We start from the raw sequence: 15,228 nt of genomic DNA, 5'->3' as shown, positions 1-15,228 counted from the left end.
TCAGCATCAGTATCGTTACCGATCACAGAAACCACAACAGGGCTGCCTGAGGTGCCTGACTCATTGTCATCAACAGCCACTGGTGCCGTTTGTGGGTAATCGATAGTAACAGTCGCTTCGTTTGAGGTCTCACCAGTACGGTCATCAACGGTATAGCTGATTGGCGTTGGATCACCAGTGAAGCCTGCTTCTGGCGTAAAGGTGATGTCACCAGTGGTTGGATCAACGACCCATGAACCTTCGCCTGGTACGTCAACCGATTTGCCGTCAGCAGCAATGGTGCCACCTGCTGGTGATTGAGTGATCACAACTGTCGTTGGATCTAAGTCGCCTTCAGCATCAGTGTCGTTACCAACCACAGCCACAGTCACAGGAGAACCTGAAACGCCGTTTTGAGTGTCATCTTTAGCAACTGGTGCCGTTTGCGGATAATCAACAGTGATGGTTGCTTGATTAGATTTTTCACCCGTCAAATCAGATACTATATAGTTAACAGGTGTTGGATCACCAGTAAAACCAGCTTCTGGGGTAAAGGTTACTGTACCTGTGACTGGATCAACAGTCCATAAACCTTCACCAGCGACATTCAGTTCAGTCACTTCAAGACCAGTCTCTGGATCGATTAATTTGACGCTGGTTGGATCAATGTTGTTTTCATCGTCGGTGTCATTGCTCAATACATCAACCAATACTGGCTGACCTGAGTCTCCTACTTGGCTATCATTCGTTGCTACCGGTACAGCATTATCATCAAAGCTATTACCACTACTATTACGGCTAGCAAGCAATCCTACTAATCCAAGTCCTGCAGCAGCAGGTATCCACCAAGGTATGGCTGCGGCAATATATTCTTGACCACCTAAAGCTTGTCCTTCTACGTCGCCATTTGCTAGCTGCGTAACATAGTCATACGTTTCACCAGTATCTGGAATGTAGTAATAGTATTCACCATCTTCAGCAATACCGACTAGAGCACTGTCTGGATTATTATAGAAACCTTCTATGATGAGATCGCTGTCTGCGCCATTTTCTTCAAATGAGACGTGCAAATCATTATCAATACGTTTGGTAGTGATGTGATTAGGAGCACGGTTAATCGCGGTATCGTGGAACTCGTAATTAACGTTATCAGTCGCTTGGATAACTGTTGGTACACCATCTCTAGTAACCACTTCTATTTGGTCAACGGTCTTATTCGCATCGTTCGTTTTTACGATTATCGTATTCATGTTATTACCTTGTTTTTTAGATTTAGTGATGCCGCTTAATATTTTTTATGAGGCAAAATTATTGTCTATTCGTCATGCTTGTATTTAGTTGTTTGCACGCTCTTCTACAACTGCAACCACACGGCGGTTAAGTTGTCGACCTGCTGCATTATCATTACTAGCTCTCGGCTGAGATTCCCCATAACCAACCGCTTTAAGGCGATCAGATGCCGCACCAAACTGAGTAATTAATACAGCTTTGACAGCATCAACGCGACGTTGTGATAAGGCTTGATTATAGCTATCACTGGCACGGCTATCTGTATGTCCTTCAATAGTGACAACAGTATTAGGATACTGGTTCATGAAGTCCGAAACTTCAGATATTTTATTGTAGTAATTAGGCTTTACAATGGCTTTATCTGTATCAAACAAAACTTCCAGTTCAATAGTTACTTTTTCAGCTAGTACAGGTACAACTGGTTGCATTACAGGTGGTTGCACTACAGGCGACTGTGTGACAACTGGCGCTTGACAATTAGGTACCACTCGGCTGATTTGATGCGTCTGATAACGTTTGGTATCTAGTAACGGTAAGGCACTTTCAGGCGTTATTTGCTCAAGTGTACTATTACCTGTTTCATCCATGACTATATAGAAGAAATAGGTTTGACCACCTTTTAGTTGATAGTCTTTTTTGTCTGCTAATAGGTTGTTGTCTTTAAAGCCAGTAGCATGCGCACTAATCTGATTAGTACCAACACAAGAGTTGACGACGGTATAATTACCAGGATGCAAGCTAACTTGGAATCTGTTGTTGATGGCCACGTTGGCACTGGTCTGTTCTACGTTATTATCATTTTTACGGATCAACACCAATCGCGTTTCGTTGTCATCAACATTAGTGTCTAGTATTTTTTGAAAGTCAGTGTCAGCTTGATTATCCCATGTCACCTTACCCACTCGGCGGCTATCACCTTCGTTGTCAATACTATTATGGCCAGTCAAGGCGCAAGCAGAGAGGCTCAATAAGAGGGTTGGCAATACGATAGCCGTTTTCATGTGCTTGAATACTCTTTCCATGGTGCATTCCTAATTTATCATTAATTTGAGGATAAGGTTTTGGGTTATCCCTGACGATACGTGATACGTGAAATACTGCTTTTTTCCAAGCATGCTTTTCTAGAAAACAAGTTGAAGTATGTAAATTTTAGTGAATTTTAGTTTTTTCCAAAGGGAAGTATACTAAGATAGAGATAAAACAATCAAGAGCTTTAGGCGTATTTACGAAAACTTTGTCGGTTACTCTTTACATAACAATGACTTACTACATAGCGGTATATTTTATTTTATGAATATTTATTTGGATCCAAAAAATATCAGCATCGATTACTCTTGAATATATAAAAAAAACATAATAAAATCATACATTAGGGACAAGACATTTTGAACCTTAGCCCTATAAACCAGCTTTAAATCCGTTGTCTTATAGTGGATTTACTTATAATAAAGTCACCATGTTCTGATAATCATTATCAAGCAGTCTACGAACTCCTGTCACAAGCCAGTAATTAAAACCTATTAGCCCCGCTAAATAATGTAGATAAGATACCATGTGTAACCAACAGCCAATAAATCTCATTATCATTTATGTTATGGGATTTCGCAACAGGCCATCCTTAGCATTAATCATGAAATAAGCAAGATTAAGTAACGTCAAATACTACTGTATAAAGAATAGATAAATTACACTGCATAAACAGGTATTATTTGCTCTTGGTTACTTTGAATCTAAAAGACATGTTAATGGTGAGATGTTTTAAGCTTGGTAAAAACAGACTCTAATGCCAAGTTCTGACACTGAATGTAGAATTGTGATAGATAATAGCAAATATATAATAAAACCCTGCTTGCTCAAAACGTAGCATCAAAGCTTTACCTGACCTAAATCTTACTGAAAAAGCAGATTCACGCAAAATTTGTATACCAAGCATGGATAGAAAAAACCGAACAACACTGTTTTATGATACGGGCTATGTCAATTTTATATTGAACTAGCTATAGCCTTAACCCTAAAGCAATATAAGTAAGGAGTCATACAAAACAGCAGCGCAATGTCTTGATAGTTTGTAATACCTTAGATTTACATAAAATCAGAAAAGAAGAGGTAGTATCCATCGAATAGCCCCTCTTCCTTTATAAGTGAATCAAAATACAGAAATAGCTTTTGTCAAAATGTGGTTAATCAAGTATTGACGAAGTGATAGTTTGATACTTATATGATAAAAAATATATTTTACAAATACCATTTCTAACCCACCTTATCCCACATCTTACTTAGACGCTTCGGTGATACGGCCATACGGGTTTTCATTGGCTGAGAAAATAGCTGAATGCGATATTCTTCTACCATCCAGCGGTATTCGCTAATGGCGTCTTTGTCCGCACGCCCTGCTAGTCGCTCCATATGTAAATCTAATGCATAGACGCCATCCAGATCCGCATCCAGATTGTGCTCAAGGCGTTCAAGACGAATCTCTAACGCTTCTAGATAGCGTGGATACTGTTGCCAATGGCTATAATCCATGCGATAGACAAAATCAGCCAGATGTAAATCCTCTAGCTGATCCTCGATATCCTCGATAGACTCACCGAATATCTCTCGATCTAGCATTAATAAGCCTTGGCGAATACGCTGCCATCGGGTATAGACATTTTTGAGAGTCTTAATCACGCTTTGACCAGTCAATAAAAAATTGCCAGCCACGACTTCTAAGGTTTTCTCATACTCTGCTGAGGTAAACGGCAATTCCTCAGCCAGCGCTACCGCATTATCATCTGCATTTTCAGGCAAGTCTGTACTGTGATCAAATAATATATAATGCTCTTCAAGCGCCGCGTCTAATGCTGCATCGATGATGATAGTCTTAAGCTTACCCATATCGCCAAGTGGTGCAAAAGCCAATTTAAAGATACTGTCAACTTGACTAGTAAGCTGCTTTTTCTTTGCGCCAAGCTTGCTCTTAATTAAGGCAAGTACTCCGATACGATGCGCCTGTAATGCCGCATTAACATCCGTATATTGATGAATCGATACCGCTTCACCTGCTTCATCAGCGACCAAAGCCGCAAACTGCTTCATCACCACGCCTGCACTATGATGGTTTTTGCTAAAGGCAAAATGTTCAGGGAACTCAGTATGTGCCCCTTGCTGCTCATTAACGGCTTGACGGGTTTCACTGGCATGTCGAACCTGCAACGTTTGCAGGTCACGACCTTTTTCGATAATACGGTTTTTATCATCGACCACACAGATTTGGGGCTGCAAATAACGGTCAATAGTAGAAGGATTAAATTTATCTGGTGTCACTGACATAATACCGCGACGATTGAGCGCTTGGCAGAGCTGTTTCAATAGTCCTTGTCCACCAGCGGGTTGCAACTCGTCAAACAAACCATCAGCCGTATCAGGAATAGGAACTATCTGACGACGGATATCTTTGGGTAATGACTTAAGTAATTGCAGCACTAGCTCATAGCGCCAACCAGGTACGCCCCACAATAGCTCAATTGCATCAAGCTGCGGCAACGCGACAAGCGGTACGCGAATGGTTACACCATCATCATCACTTGCCGGATCAAAGATATAACGTAGCGGTAGTTTTAAGTCACCCAACTTCCATACTTCTGGGAAGTCTCCCGTGGTCGGTGCTTGGCTATTAAGTACATCATCATCGGTAAAAAATAAATGCTTGGTGTCAGATTTTTCAACCTCAGCGCGCCAGTCTTCAAAAGATTTACGACTGGCAATATGCTCAGGGATTTTTTTGTCATAAAACTGGTACAGCGACTCTTCATCGACCAACAAATCACGGCGGCGTAATTTATCTTCAATGCGTTCGATGTCTGCGATTTTATCCATGTTGTGCTGTAAAAATGGCGCTTGGCGACCCAAGTTACCAGTGACCAGGCCATCACGGATAAATATTTCACGTGACTCGCTGAGATTGACTTGCTCATAATTGGTCAGCTGCTTACTGATAATAATCAGACCAAATAAACTAATCTGTGCATACGCTTTGACGCGACCTGTCTTCTTCGACCAATGCGGCTCAAAGTAATGATACTTCAACAAGTCACCAGCAGCGGAGATAATCCATTCTGGTTCAATTTTGGCCACCGTACGCATGAATACCTGAGAGGTTTCTACCACCTCAAATGCCATCACCCATGGTGGTATCTGCTTAAATACCGTACTGGCTGGAAATATCTTGGCTTTTTGTTGGCGAGCTGCGAGATATTCGCCACGATTTTCAGTTTTGTGAGCAATAGTAGAAAGTAGACCTGTCATCAACGCACGATGCAGGTTCGCGTACTTAACTGCCTTTAGCTCTTCATCTTCAATCGCCGTAGGGTCGCTAGTAGTAGCCTCTAGCGCCTTGCCTTTAGCAGCAGCTTTGGCATCATTGACATCGGTAAGCTTTAAATCAGTGACCATTTGCACCAGCTGGCGATGCGTTTGATGCCACTCTCGTACACGTGGAAAGCTCAGATAATTTTTCTTAGTAAACTGCTTGCGCTGATTACCAGACAGCTTATTTCCGTCTTCATCCTTTTCAAACAATGCTTTCCATAGGCTTAAATAGAATAAGAAGTCAGAGTCATCTTGGCGAAACTCAGCATGCTTTTGATCCGCTTGCTGACGTTTATTAACAGGACGCTCGCGTGGGTCCTGAACTGCAAGTGCGGCGACAACGATAAGCATTTCACGAATACAATCAAAGTCAGAACCAGCCACCAACATACGTGCCAGCCTTGGATCGATTGGCATACGTGCCATCTTTTGACCAGTAGGCGTCAAAGCAAGATGATCAAGACCTTTTTTTGGTTTTGGTTTATTGGTTTTATTCGCAGAAGTGGCTTCAGTTTTAGAAGTAATTGCCCCTAGCTCGTCGAGCAATTTATGCCCGTCCGTGACCAAGCGGCTGTCAGGTGGCTCAATGAACGCAAAATCATCGACACTACCTAAGCGCAGATTGGCCATCTGCAAGATAACTGATGCCAAGTTAGTGCGTAGAATCTCAGGTTCAGTGAACTCTGGACGACCGCTAAAGTCTTCTTCACTATATAGACGAATACAGACACCCGGCGCAACTCGACCACAACGACCTTTACGCTGATTGGCCGCTGCCTGTGAAATCGCTTCAATAGGTAGGCGCTGTACGCGTGAGCGGTAGGAATAACGGGAAATTCGCGCAAATCCTAGATCGATAACATAGCGAATACCGGGTACGGTCAGCGCTGTCTCAGCCACGTTGGTCGCGATAACGATACGTCGACCACGACCGGACGGCTGAAAAATACGCTGCTGCTCTTCATAGGTCTGCCGCGCAAACAAAGGTAATACTTCGGTGTGCTTAGGCCCATGACGCTCTAGCACCTCTTGTGTCTCACGAATCTCGGCTTCCGTCGCGGCAAATATCAAGATATCTGCCTGATCAGCATGTCCTTTGCTTTGTGCATCACTAAAGCACTCTTCTACTGCGGCAACGATGGCACGCGGTAAGTTTTCTTCAAAGTCATCATAACTGTCATCATCGGAGCTCGTAACAGGCTCATCAGTGAGTGGACGATAACGAACTTCTACCGGAAAGCTTCGACCCTCGACATTAAAGATTGGCGCAGGCACTTTACGTTTAAGTTTGGCATCATAGTGACTAAAGTATTCACTAAAGCGTTTGGTATCTAGTGTCGCTGAAGTAATAATGACTTTTAAATCAGGACGCTTGGGTAGCATCTTTTTCAGATAACCCATAATAAAGTCAATATTTAAGCTACGCTCATGTGCTTCATCAATGATAATCGTATCGTACTTACTCAAAAACCGATCATGACCCAGTTCAGCCAATAAGATACCATCCGTCATGAGCTTCACGACAGACTGCGCTGTGCCTTGCTCATTAAAGCGAATTTTAAAACTAATGGTATTCCCTAAGGGTTCGCCCAATTCTTCCGCAATACGGTTTGCCACACTTCTCGCTGCTAGTCTCCGTGGTTGTGTATGCCCTATCTGCCCTTTGATGCCACGTCCTGCCAGCATCGCAAGCTTCGGTAACTGCGTCGTCTTACCAGAACCGGTCTCACCTGCGACGATAATAACTTGGTTATCGATGATGGCTTGAATCAAATCATCAGCACGTTGACTCACGGGCAAATCAAGGTTTAGCTTGGCTGGCAAGTCTGCAGGAATGCTATCAATACGCGCCTGTACTGCTTCTTGAGAGCGCGTTTTTATTTTGTCGTATTGCTCGCGTTTTTTCGTTAACGCTTCATTGGCTTTTTCGTTATTCTCTTTTTTACTCGACACAACGGCACGTGCCAGCTCTCGCTCTAGACGAGTCAAGTAATAGCTGTCTTTGGCGAGTACTGGCAAATCAGCGCTTATATGAGATTGAGCAGCTGTTTTATCATTGCTCGGTATGGCACTGTTTGGTGTGGCACTACGCGATGTAATACGTAAATTTTCGTGATTTATGCTATCGCTTTCTTTATTCGGATTTATAGTGCTATTGGTTTGACGAGCAGCATCTTCGTTAGATGCTTGTGTGGTATTCTCAGAATTATTGGGCATATTTACTTAGGCTATTTATTATTTAAAAGTGTTTAGATTATGGGGGTAATTTGAGTGTGATTCAAGTTGGTTCTGATGTTTGGTTGGTAACCAAAAAGGCTTTTATTGATTTTCAAAGCGCTCAGTCAAAAGAGATTCAAGCTCGTCAGTCATAGGTTTAAATTTAAAATGCTCTGGCTCCATTTGAGCAATCAAAGCATACTGATCATTTTCAATCGAGTTATTCTCACAAGAAAAATGATTCATCTCCTGACCAGTGATGGCATTAATGATGTAAAAAGAGGTATCGCCGTCTTCGTACTGTGACAACTTATAATAATTATTCGGATCTCGCATAATGAGACTTGTAGCATTAAGATATTTTACATAATAGGCATCCTCAGTAGCTTGCTGTGCTTCTAGCTTTAAAGGATTACCTTGAGTGGCGAAATAATACTTAAGCATATAACCAATATCGCTATTAATCACATCCAAACGTAAATGCTCACCGTCTTCCGTGACACATTGATATATCATAAAGGGTTCATACACACGTGGATTAGTGGTCGTGTTTTCATCTTTCACACTCTCCCATTCCATGCCCATAATAGGTGCATCTAACATGACACCTCCCTCTTCCATCAATTTATAACCTATCGGTACGTCTTGAGCATTTACCATAGATTGAGAGCTTGATAATTCACTGTTATCTTCTATAGCATTTTCAGCCTCGTTACTTGATACTTGATACTTGATACTTGATACTTGATACTTGATACTGCTGTAGTGTCATCAGATTTTTCTGGTTCATTCTTATTATTCCAAAACTCTACAGCCACTAGAACAATGAACAGTCCTATTCCAATGCCAATACCTGCAATAACCCACTTAAAAAATCCTTTTATGAAATTTTGCAAATCCGCTCGCCCTATTTTATTTTTGTGAATGAGTTATTTATTCAATAATCTTGTTAATTATAATTCCAATTTTTTTAAATTCTTGATACTCAAATAGCCAACATATTCTTTATCTGCTAAATCCTCACCTATTGATTTATCGACACTATCGATAGGCTCAATCACTAACTGAAGGTCTGATATCAGATCATTCACGTTATATATATCGTCTATATCCACTTCAAACTTATCATCAATATGTGAAGCAGCATCAAAAGGTGAGTTGCTATCTTCAAAAGTAAACTGCTGATAAAACGCACTTTGTTTTGCTTGTTTGATAGCCCCTGCTTGATTGGAGGCAACGATGAGTAACTTATAATGAAATTCTTCAAAACTGCCCTGCTGGTATCCACCGAGATTAATGAAAAACAGCTTTAAGTCTTTACTATGATCAGTTCGATTGTCAACTTGCTTACTGGGCTCAACCAATTTAATGGTATAACCATCGACGTTGGTAACCGCACGATACGAGTCAATATGCCACTTGTTTTTTACTTCTGGCCAATGCTCATTGATATCTGCGATTAACTCACTCACCTGATTGGCCACACCGAAGAAAATATCGTGCTGTTCAATCAACCGACCTTTGGGCCGAGCGCCCAGTTGAATCATATATAGGATTGGCATAAATCATTGCCTTATATCGTCATTCCACTATAAAAGTATGACAGCTTTAACCTCGCTTGAAGTATCAAATATACATCTACACTCGGTTGCCTTGTACTACTTTTAAATTGAATCGACTATAGTTAAAGTTATGAGGTAGATTATTAAATAAATAATGTCATACCAAGCTTACAACACACGCCCCGTTCTCAGTGCAAATGCCCAATCTTCTCGACCATTCTTTGAAGCTAATTGAGCAGCAGCCTCATAATCGTAAGGCACTTTAATATGCTCTGCTTGCCAGCGTTTCCCCTGCTCGGTATCAACACACCTAATGATTGCATAACTTGCATGAGGAGAATAGGTCTGCATCCTATGGATATTAGGTAAGTCATCTTCATAGGCAGGATAACCAACGCTACCAGTATTGATAACCATTTGATCGGTCGATAGCTTTACCGTACGCGGGATATGGGTGTGACCACATACGACAATGTCACTATCAATACTATTGAGCAATGCCAGAATATCTGCATCGCTACGTACTTTCGGTTGACCCGTTTCTATATTTTCCAACAGATATACCATATCGTCTGTCGGCGACCCATGGCATAGGTAGACATCCTTACTTAAATGACAGTCAAACGGCAGGCCTTGCATCCACTCAATAGCCGACTTAGGCAAGTCTTCGATAATAAAATCTAGCGTTGGATTACTTTCAATATCTGCCGCTGTAGCCTCATATATCTGCCTATCTTGGTTACCACAAATGGTAATAATATCGTCTCGATAGGTCATCAGCAAATCATAAGTTGCTTTCGGTGCGATGGGACCATACAAAATATCACCAAGATTGACGATTTGCTCTACATTACGGCGTTTTATATCTGCTAGAACCGCCTCTAGAGCAAAGACATTGCTATGAATGTCGGAAATTGCAGCGATGCTACTTATATGCTTACTATTTAAATGCTTCATATTCATGGTTTCATATTCCAGCCAAGGTTGGATTTAGATAACAGTGATGGAAATTAAAAAAACCCGATGTTTAAGAATCACTTAAAACATCGGGTTTTGTTTTATGGCCATATTCCTAACTAGTCTACAGTAAGAAGAAATACGCCCATAGTCCCACCACAAAGGTGGCAATAATATTAAGGATAATACCAGTACGAATCATCTCTGTCTGCTTGATGAGACCTGTACCGAACACAATAGCATTTGGCGGGGTAGCAACAGGTAGCATAAAGGCACACGACGCACCAATACCGATGACCAATACTAGCACTTCATGTGGCAAGCCCATCTGCTCTGCAATAGCAGCAAATACTGGTACAAGCAATGCGGCAGATGCCGTATTAGATGCAAACTCTGTCAAGAAAATAATAAAGGCTGAGATTGCAAGCATCACCACCAATAGTGGCGCTGTTTGTAAGCCATTAGCAACCGTCTCGCCTAACACTAATGACGCACCTGATACTTTTAGGATATTTGATAGCGCAATACCGCCACCAAATAACATGAGTACGCCCCAATCTGTGTTGTCTGATACTTGTTTCCAAGACACCAGACCCAAACTCACAACCGCCACTGCTGCAAGTAAAGCCACAACAGCATCTGTATCTTCGATACCAACTGCAGCACCAATTTGTTTAGACAATATCCAGCTAACTGCCGTGACAATGAAAACAGTAATTGTTAATACGCGGGTTTTGGTCCAAGGAATAACTTCATCTTGCTCTAGCTTCATAGTACGGTTTAGGTTCGGCTTTAGATACAAATACATCGCACCCAACAGTACTGGTAATAGTATCAGCATCATTGGAATACCAAACTTCATCCAATCAACAAATGCGATATCCAATGCTTTTGCAGCAATCGCATTTGGTGGCGAGCCGACAATCGTGCCCAAACCACCCAAACTTGCTGAATAAGCAATACCGAGCAGTACAAACACAAAAGTACCGCGATCTTCTTTACTATCAACTTGCGTCAAAATACCGAGTGCCAATGGGAGCATCATTGCCGTTGTCGCTGTATTTGAAATCCACATGGACAAGAATGCCGTCACACCAAATATCAAAAATACTGCTGTACTGAGCTTGCCGCCCGACAACGATAGAATTTTTAGCGCGATTTTTCTATCGAGCTTTTGTACATGTAACGCGGCAGCCAAGGCAAAACCACCAAAGAAGAGATAAATAATGGGGCTGGCAAAGCTCTGCAGACCGACTTCAGCATTAAAATCAGGAATGCCAACCAAAGTACCAACTACAACCACTAAAATCGCAGTGATAGTGACGTGTACCGCTTCCGTCAACCACAGCACACCAATGAAAAACAACAAGGCTAGCCCTTTATTGGCATTAATATCGAATGGCAACACATTATAGATAATCATAGCGACAATCGCCGCAATAGCGACAACAATCAATCCTTTACCAGTACCTTTTGGAAAGGTATCGGTAAATAAATACTCATTACCATCGTTAGGTAGATGGCTGTCTAGTTTTTGCTCTGACATAAAACGTCCTTATTTCCTCAAAGACAGTGTGAAAATGCCCTACATATGAAGGCGACTATATATAGTATTCACTTTGTCATTAACCCAAAAAAATACGTGGCTATCATAGCAGATATATGACAGAAAAATTAATTGACAAATTACTTAATAAATTTATACCAGAATATTCTTTTAACCATTCTTAATGCTGACATATTTATTCGAAATAAGTTCTATGTTAACTGTGGCGTAATTATGCATTTTATCTATGACTAGAAATAGAAATGCACTATTTAAAACCTATATAATCTCTGGTTACATATATTCACTAAACAAGTGTACACCGTATGTATACAAGAGTATAGCCGTCTCTCATACTGACTGTTAAGCCAAATAATTATCGACATCTCAAAGCCTATTTCTATTAGAGATTTATGCTAGAAATACATAAAAATAAACAGGAGCACTTTATGACAAACGCAAATAAAACTGACTCAACCACAAAAATGGCACCAACAGACATCAATCAAGACGGTCTAGCCAAAGAAGATCAGCAACGTACTGATGACTCTGCATTAGATATGATGCAAGGTATGCACGAACATGAAAACCACAGCGAAGAAGACGATAAATAAATTACCGCTTCCTGTTTAAAGCAAAAGAGAATAGGCACTTATCGTTATGGTGAGTGCCTTTTCCGTCTTGGCTCTCTTTTTTCTGGCAAGTGATCTGATGCATAGTTATATATAAACGCTGCCGTCAGTACGATAGTGATAGGCACCAGTAACGCGCCATAGCCTACTTTGGCATATAAAAATGCCCCGACGACACCGCCCCCGCAAAAGCAGTACCAGATAATAGCCTGAAAACCTAGTGTCGGCTTGCTGATTGAACGACCTGCTAACCAATTACCAATCGCTGCACCCATGTCCGACGTCAATCCTGTGAGATGAGTCGTACGAATGACGGCACCGCTATAAGTTGCCACCATGGCATTCTGTAATCCACAAGCCATCGCAGCGGCTAGCTGCCCTAAATAATCATGCTGCTGGTACAACCAATAGCTAATCAGCAGTAATGACGCCTCGAGATATAACGCACGGCCATAACGTTTACCCAGCTTTAAAGGCGCTTGTCCAATCACGAAACCACTCAAGACCGCACCCGCTAAAAAAGACAGCAGCAGCGCACCAATATACAAAATACTGTGCACATCTAAATAAGCAATCGCTGATGCAAACAAGCTCACGTTGCCAGTGACATGCGAAACTGATAAATTAGCAAAGCCCATTAATGCCGCAGTATTGACGCAGCCCGCACTAAACGCAAGCACTGCACCACCCCACAATATCCACTTTGGTAGTTTAGTTATCATATCTACTGCCTGAAGGCTAACTTAAAAATGGCCTCTAGTATAACCAAAAAAGGCAGCCAATTGGCTGCCTTCCTTATTTCTTAAACGCTATTTTTCTTAAAAGCTATTTTTTAAACAATGCTATTAAGTATCTAAGAATACTCTTAATTATATAAGTCTTAATTATATAAGATAATTACTTTGGTTCGTCCAGCATCATTAACTGCTCGCTGATGGCAACGGTATTAAAACCAGCATCAACAAACATAATCTCTCCAGTAATACCGGATGCCCACGGAGATAGTAAGAACAATGCAGCATTCCCTACTTCTGTCTGCGTAATATTACGCTGTAGTGGCGCAATTTTTTCGCTGATATCAAGCATTTTACGGAATGATTTGATGCCACTAGCAGCAAGCGTACGGATAGGACCTGCTGAAATCGCATTAACACGGATACCTTCACCGCCCATAGAAGTCGCAAGATAGCGAACACTGGCTTCAAGACTGGCCTTTGCCATGCCCATGACATTGTAGTTCGGTAATACTGAAATGCTACCTTCATAAGTCAATGTCAACATAGAGCCGTGACGCATGGCTAGCAATGCACGAGCTTCTTTGGCCAACGCAACAAAGCTATAGCTTGAGATATCGTGCGCAATATGACTGCCTTCACGAGTGGTCGCACTGACAAAGTCGCCGTCTAGCTGATCCATCGGTGCAAAGCCAATTGCATGTACCACACCGTCAATACCATCACCCCAATGAGCAGTCACTTGCTCAAAGCAAGCAGCAATAGACTCATCAGACGCTACGTCGCACTCTAGTACCAAATCTGCTTCGAATTTTTCTGCAGCCATATCCACACGTTTTTTGATCTTATCGTTTGGATACGTCAAAATCAGTGAAGCACCTTCACGATGTAGCGCTTCTGCGATTGCCCAAGCGATAGAGAGTTTGCTTGCAATGCCCGTTACGACAAATCTTTGTCCTTGAAGTAGCATAGTATTTCCTTTTGAATCGATCAAATTTATTGATATTAAAAAATTATTTAGAGTTGTTATATATGACAGATAGCCAGTGATAATTAAACACAAATGATAGGTGAACTATTATACACGAATTAATTTAAGTAAACAGTCGTAAACTAGATTTGCCTACAATGGTGCCTAATATTGATTAAACATTGAACTACGAACCACAGCAGTATGAAGTTAAGCAGATTTCAAGTATAATCACAGCCCTTCCCAGCTTGCACAATTTTTATAATAATCCTTTACAACCGTTGTTTGTAAACAAGGATTTAGCGTTAAGCTACACCCACATTTTGGATGGCTGCCAAACTTATGAGTAACACCCTAACAATAACATCAAATTACCAAGAGAGCGCCGATTCTTATCGTCAATTGATCGGCTCAACTGGTGAAGACTTGCACCGCCCTGGTCTTGAAGAAACACCCATGCGTGCCGCAAAAGCTTTTGCCCATTTAACCCAAGGCTATCATCAGAACTTGGATGAAGTCGTCAATGATGCGCTGTTCCCATCAAGCAATCGTGAGCTAGTATTGGTACAAAATATTGAATTCTACTCATTATGCGAACATCATATGTTGCCGTTTCATGGTATCGCACATGTCGGCTATTTACCTAACGGACAAGTCTTGGGCTTATCAAAATTTGCCCGTATCGTTGATATGTTTGCCCGTCGTTTGCAAGTTCAAGAGAACCTAAGCGAACAAATAGCACAAACTATTATGGAAGTCACTGGTTGCCGCGGCGTTGCTGTCGTGATGGATGCAGCACACATGTGCATGATGATGCGCGGTGTCAATAAGCAGCATTCAACCACGCGTACGATGTCCATGCTAGGCGAGTTTGTCCATGACAATCAAGCGCGCACGGAATTCTTGAGCGCGATACCTAAGCGTCAACCTGCTTTTTGATTATTAAAATTAATAGTCATTAAATATATAATCATTAAATATATAGTCA

Annotated in this window: 11 protein-coding genes; 2 read left to right on the top strand and 9 right to left on the bottom strand. The window is 41.5% G+C overall.

Features of this window, described 5'->3' with window-relative positions; all coding sequences use genetic code 11:
- From ACZW67_RS12910 to ACZW67_RS12880, 7 genes are all read right to left on the bottom strand, one after another.
- Nucleotides 1-1,229 (bottom strand): Ig-like domain-containing protein (locus tag ACZW67_RS12910; RefSeq protein WP_465183579.1); only part of this gene is annotated, 1,229 nt, incomplete at its 3' end.
- Nucleotides 1,230-1,313: 84 nt separating this feature from the next.
- A complete protein-coding gene (locus ACZW67_RS12905) occupies nucleotides 1,314-2,291 on the bottom strand; it encodes an OmpA family protein (protein WP_465183578.1) in 978 nt (325 codons plus the stop codon).
- A 1,228-nt stretch (nucleotides 2,292-3,519) separates the two neighbouring features.
- Nucleotides 3,520-7,839, bottom strand: coding sequence for an ATP-dependent RNA helicase HrpA (gene hrpA / locus ACZW67_RS12900; protein ID WP_465183577.1), 4,320 nt, complete (start codon nucleotides 7,837-7,839; stop codon nucleotides 3,520-3,522).
- 102 nt (nucleotides 7,840-7,941) lie between these two features.
- Entirely contained in the window at nucleotides 7,942-8,499 is a 558-nt protein-coding gene (locus tag ACZW67_RS12895; RefSeq protein ID WP_465183576.1) for a hypothetical protein, read from the bottom strand.
- 293 nt (nucleotides 8,500-8,792) lie between these two features.
- Nucleotides 8,793-9,401 (bottom strand): DUF1543 domain-containing protein, encoded by a 609-nt coding sequence (locus tag ACZW67_RS12890; protein ID WP_465183575.1) that lies wholly within the window; start codon nucleotides 9,399-9,401, stop codon nucleotides 8,793-8,795.
- Between the two features lie 168 nt (nucleotides 9,402-9,569).
- Nucleotides 9,570-10,358 carry a metallophosphoesterase family protein gene (locus tag ACZW67_RS12885; RefSeq protein WP_465183574.1) on the bottom strand — a complete coding sequence of 263 codons (789 nt, stop codon included), beginning with the start codon at nucleotides 10,356-10,358 and terminating at the stop codon, nucleotides 9,570-9,572.
- Nucleotides 10,359-10,482: 124 nt separating this feature from the next.
- Nucleotides 10,483-11,904, bottom strand: a complete 1,422-nt coding sequence (locus ACZW67_RS12880) for an SLC13 family permease (protein WP_465183573.1) — start codon at nucleotides 11,902-11,904, stop codon at nucleotides 10,483-10,485.
- Between the two features lie 449 nt (nucleotides 11,905-12,353).
- Between ACZW67_RS12880 and ACZW67_RS12875 the strand changes: the two genes are divergently transcribed.
- The gene (locus ACZW67_RS12875) at nucleotides 12,354-12,518 is read left to right on the top strand and encodes a hypothetical protein (RefSeq protein WP_465183572.1); all 165 of its coding nucleotides are present in this window, start codon (nucleotides 12,354-12,356) and stop codon (nucleotides 12,516-12,518) included.
- 44 nt (nucleotides 12,519-12,562) lie between these two features.
- On the opposite strand, the gene ACZW67_RS12870 is transcribed toward ACZW67_RS12875, so the two are convergent.
- A complete protein-coding gene (locus ACZW67_RS12870; RefSeq protein ID WP_465183571.1) occupies nucleotides 12,563-13,258 on the bottom strand; it encodes a YoaK family protein in 696 nt (231 codons plus the stop codon).
- Between the two features lie 175 nt (nucleotides 13,259-13,433).
- Nucleotides 13,434-14,240: an enoyl-ACP reductase FabI gene (locus ACZW67_RS12865; RefSeq protein WP_465183570.1), complete on the bottom strand. Its 807-nt coding sequence runs from the start codon at nucleotides 14,238-14,240 to the stop codon at nucleotides 13,434-13,436.
- A gap of 342 nt (nucleotides 14,241-14,582) precedes the next feature.
- On the opposite strand from ACZW67_RS12865, the gene folE reads away from it, so the two are divergent.
- Nucleotides 14,583-15,179, top strand: coding sequence for a GTP cyclohydrolase I FolE (folE, locus tag ACZW67_RS12860; protein ID WP_465183569.1), 597 nt, complete (start codon nucleotides 14,583-14,585; stop codon nucleotides 15,177-15,179).
- The last annotated feature ends 49 nt before the right edge of the window (nucleotides 15,180-15,228 follow it).

The organism is Psychrobacter sp. TPE 89C, assembly GCF_055522395.1.
This window is presented reverse-complemented; position numbering and strand designations above follow the sequence as displayed.

Bases quoted from the DNA above. Each gene is read 5' to 3' on its own strand.
- ACZW67_RS12875 (WP_465183572.1), top strand. From the start codon at position 12,354: ATGACAAACGCAAATAAAACTGACTCAACCACAAAAATGGCACCAACA.
- ACZW67_RS12865 (WP_465183570.1), bottom strand. From the start codon at position 14,240: ATGCTACTTCAAGGACAAAGATTTGTCGTAACGGGCATTGCAAGCAAA.
- folE (WP_465183569.1), top strand. From the start codon at position 14,583: ATGAGTAACACCCTAACAATAACATCAAATTACCAAGAGAGCGCCGAT.
- ACZW67_RS12880 (WP_465183573.1), bottom strand. From the start codon at position 11,904: ATGTCAGAGCAAAAACTAGACAGCCATCTACCTAACGATGGTAATGAG.
- ACZW67_RS12905 (WP_465183578.1), bottom strand. From the start codon at position 2,291: ATGGAAAGAGTATTCAAGCACATGAAAACGGCTATCGTATTGCCAACC.
- ACZW67_RS12895 (WP_465183576.1), bottom strand. From the start codon at position 8,499: ATGGTAAATGCTCAAGACGTACCGATAGGTTATAAATTGATGGAAGAG.
- ACZW67_RS12885 (WP_465183574.1), bottom strand. From the start codon at position 10,358: ATGAAGCATTTAAATAGTAAGCATATAAGTAGCATCGCTGCAATTTCC.
- ACZW67_RS12870 (WP_465183571.1), bottom strand. From the start codon at position 13,258: ATGATAACTAAACTACCAAAGTGGATATTGTGGGGTGGTGCAGTGCTT.
- ACZW67_RS12890 (WP_465183575.1), bottom strand. From the start codon at position 9,401: ATGCCAATCCTATATATGATTCAACTGGGCGCTCGGCCCAAAGGTCGG.
- hrpA (WP_465183577.1), bottom strand. From the start codon at position 7,839: ATGCCCAATAATTCTGAGAATACCACACAAGCATCTAACGAAGATGCT.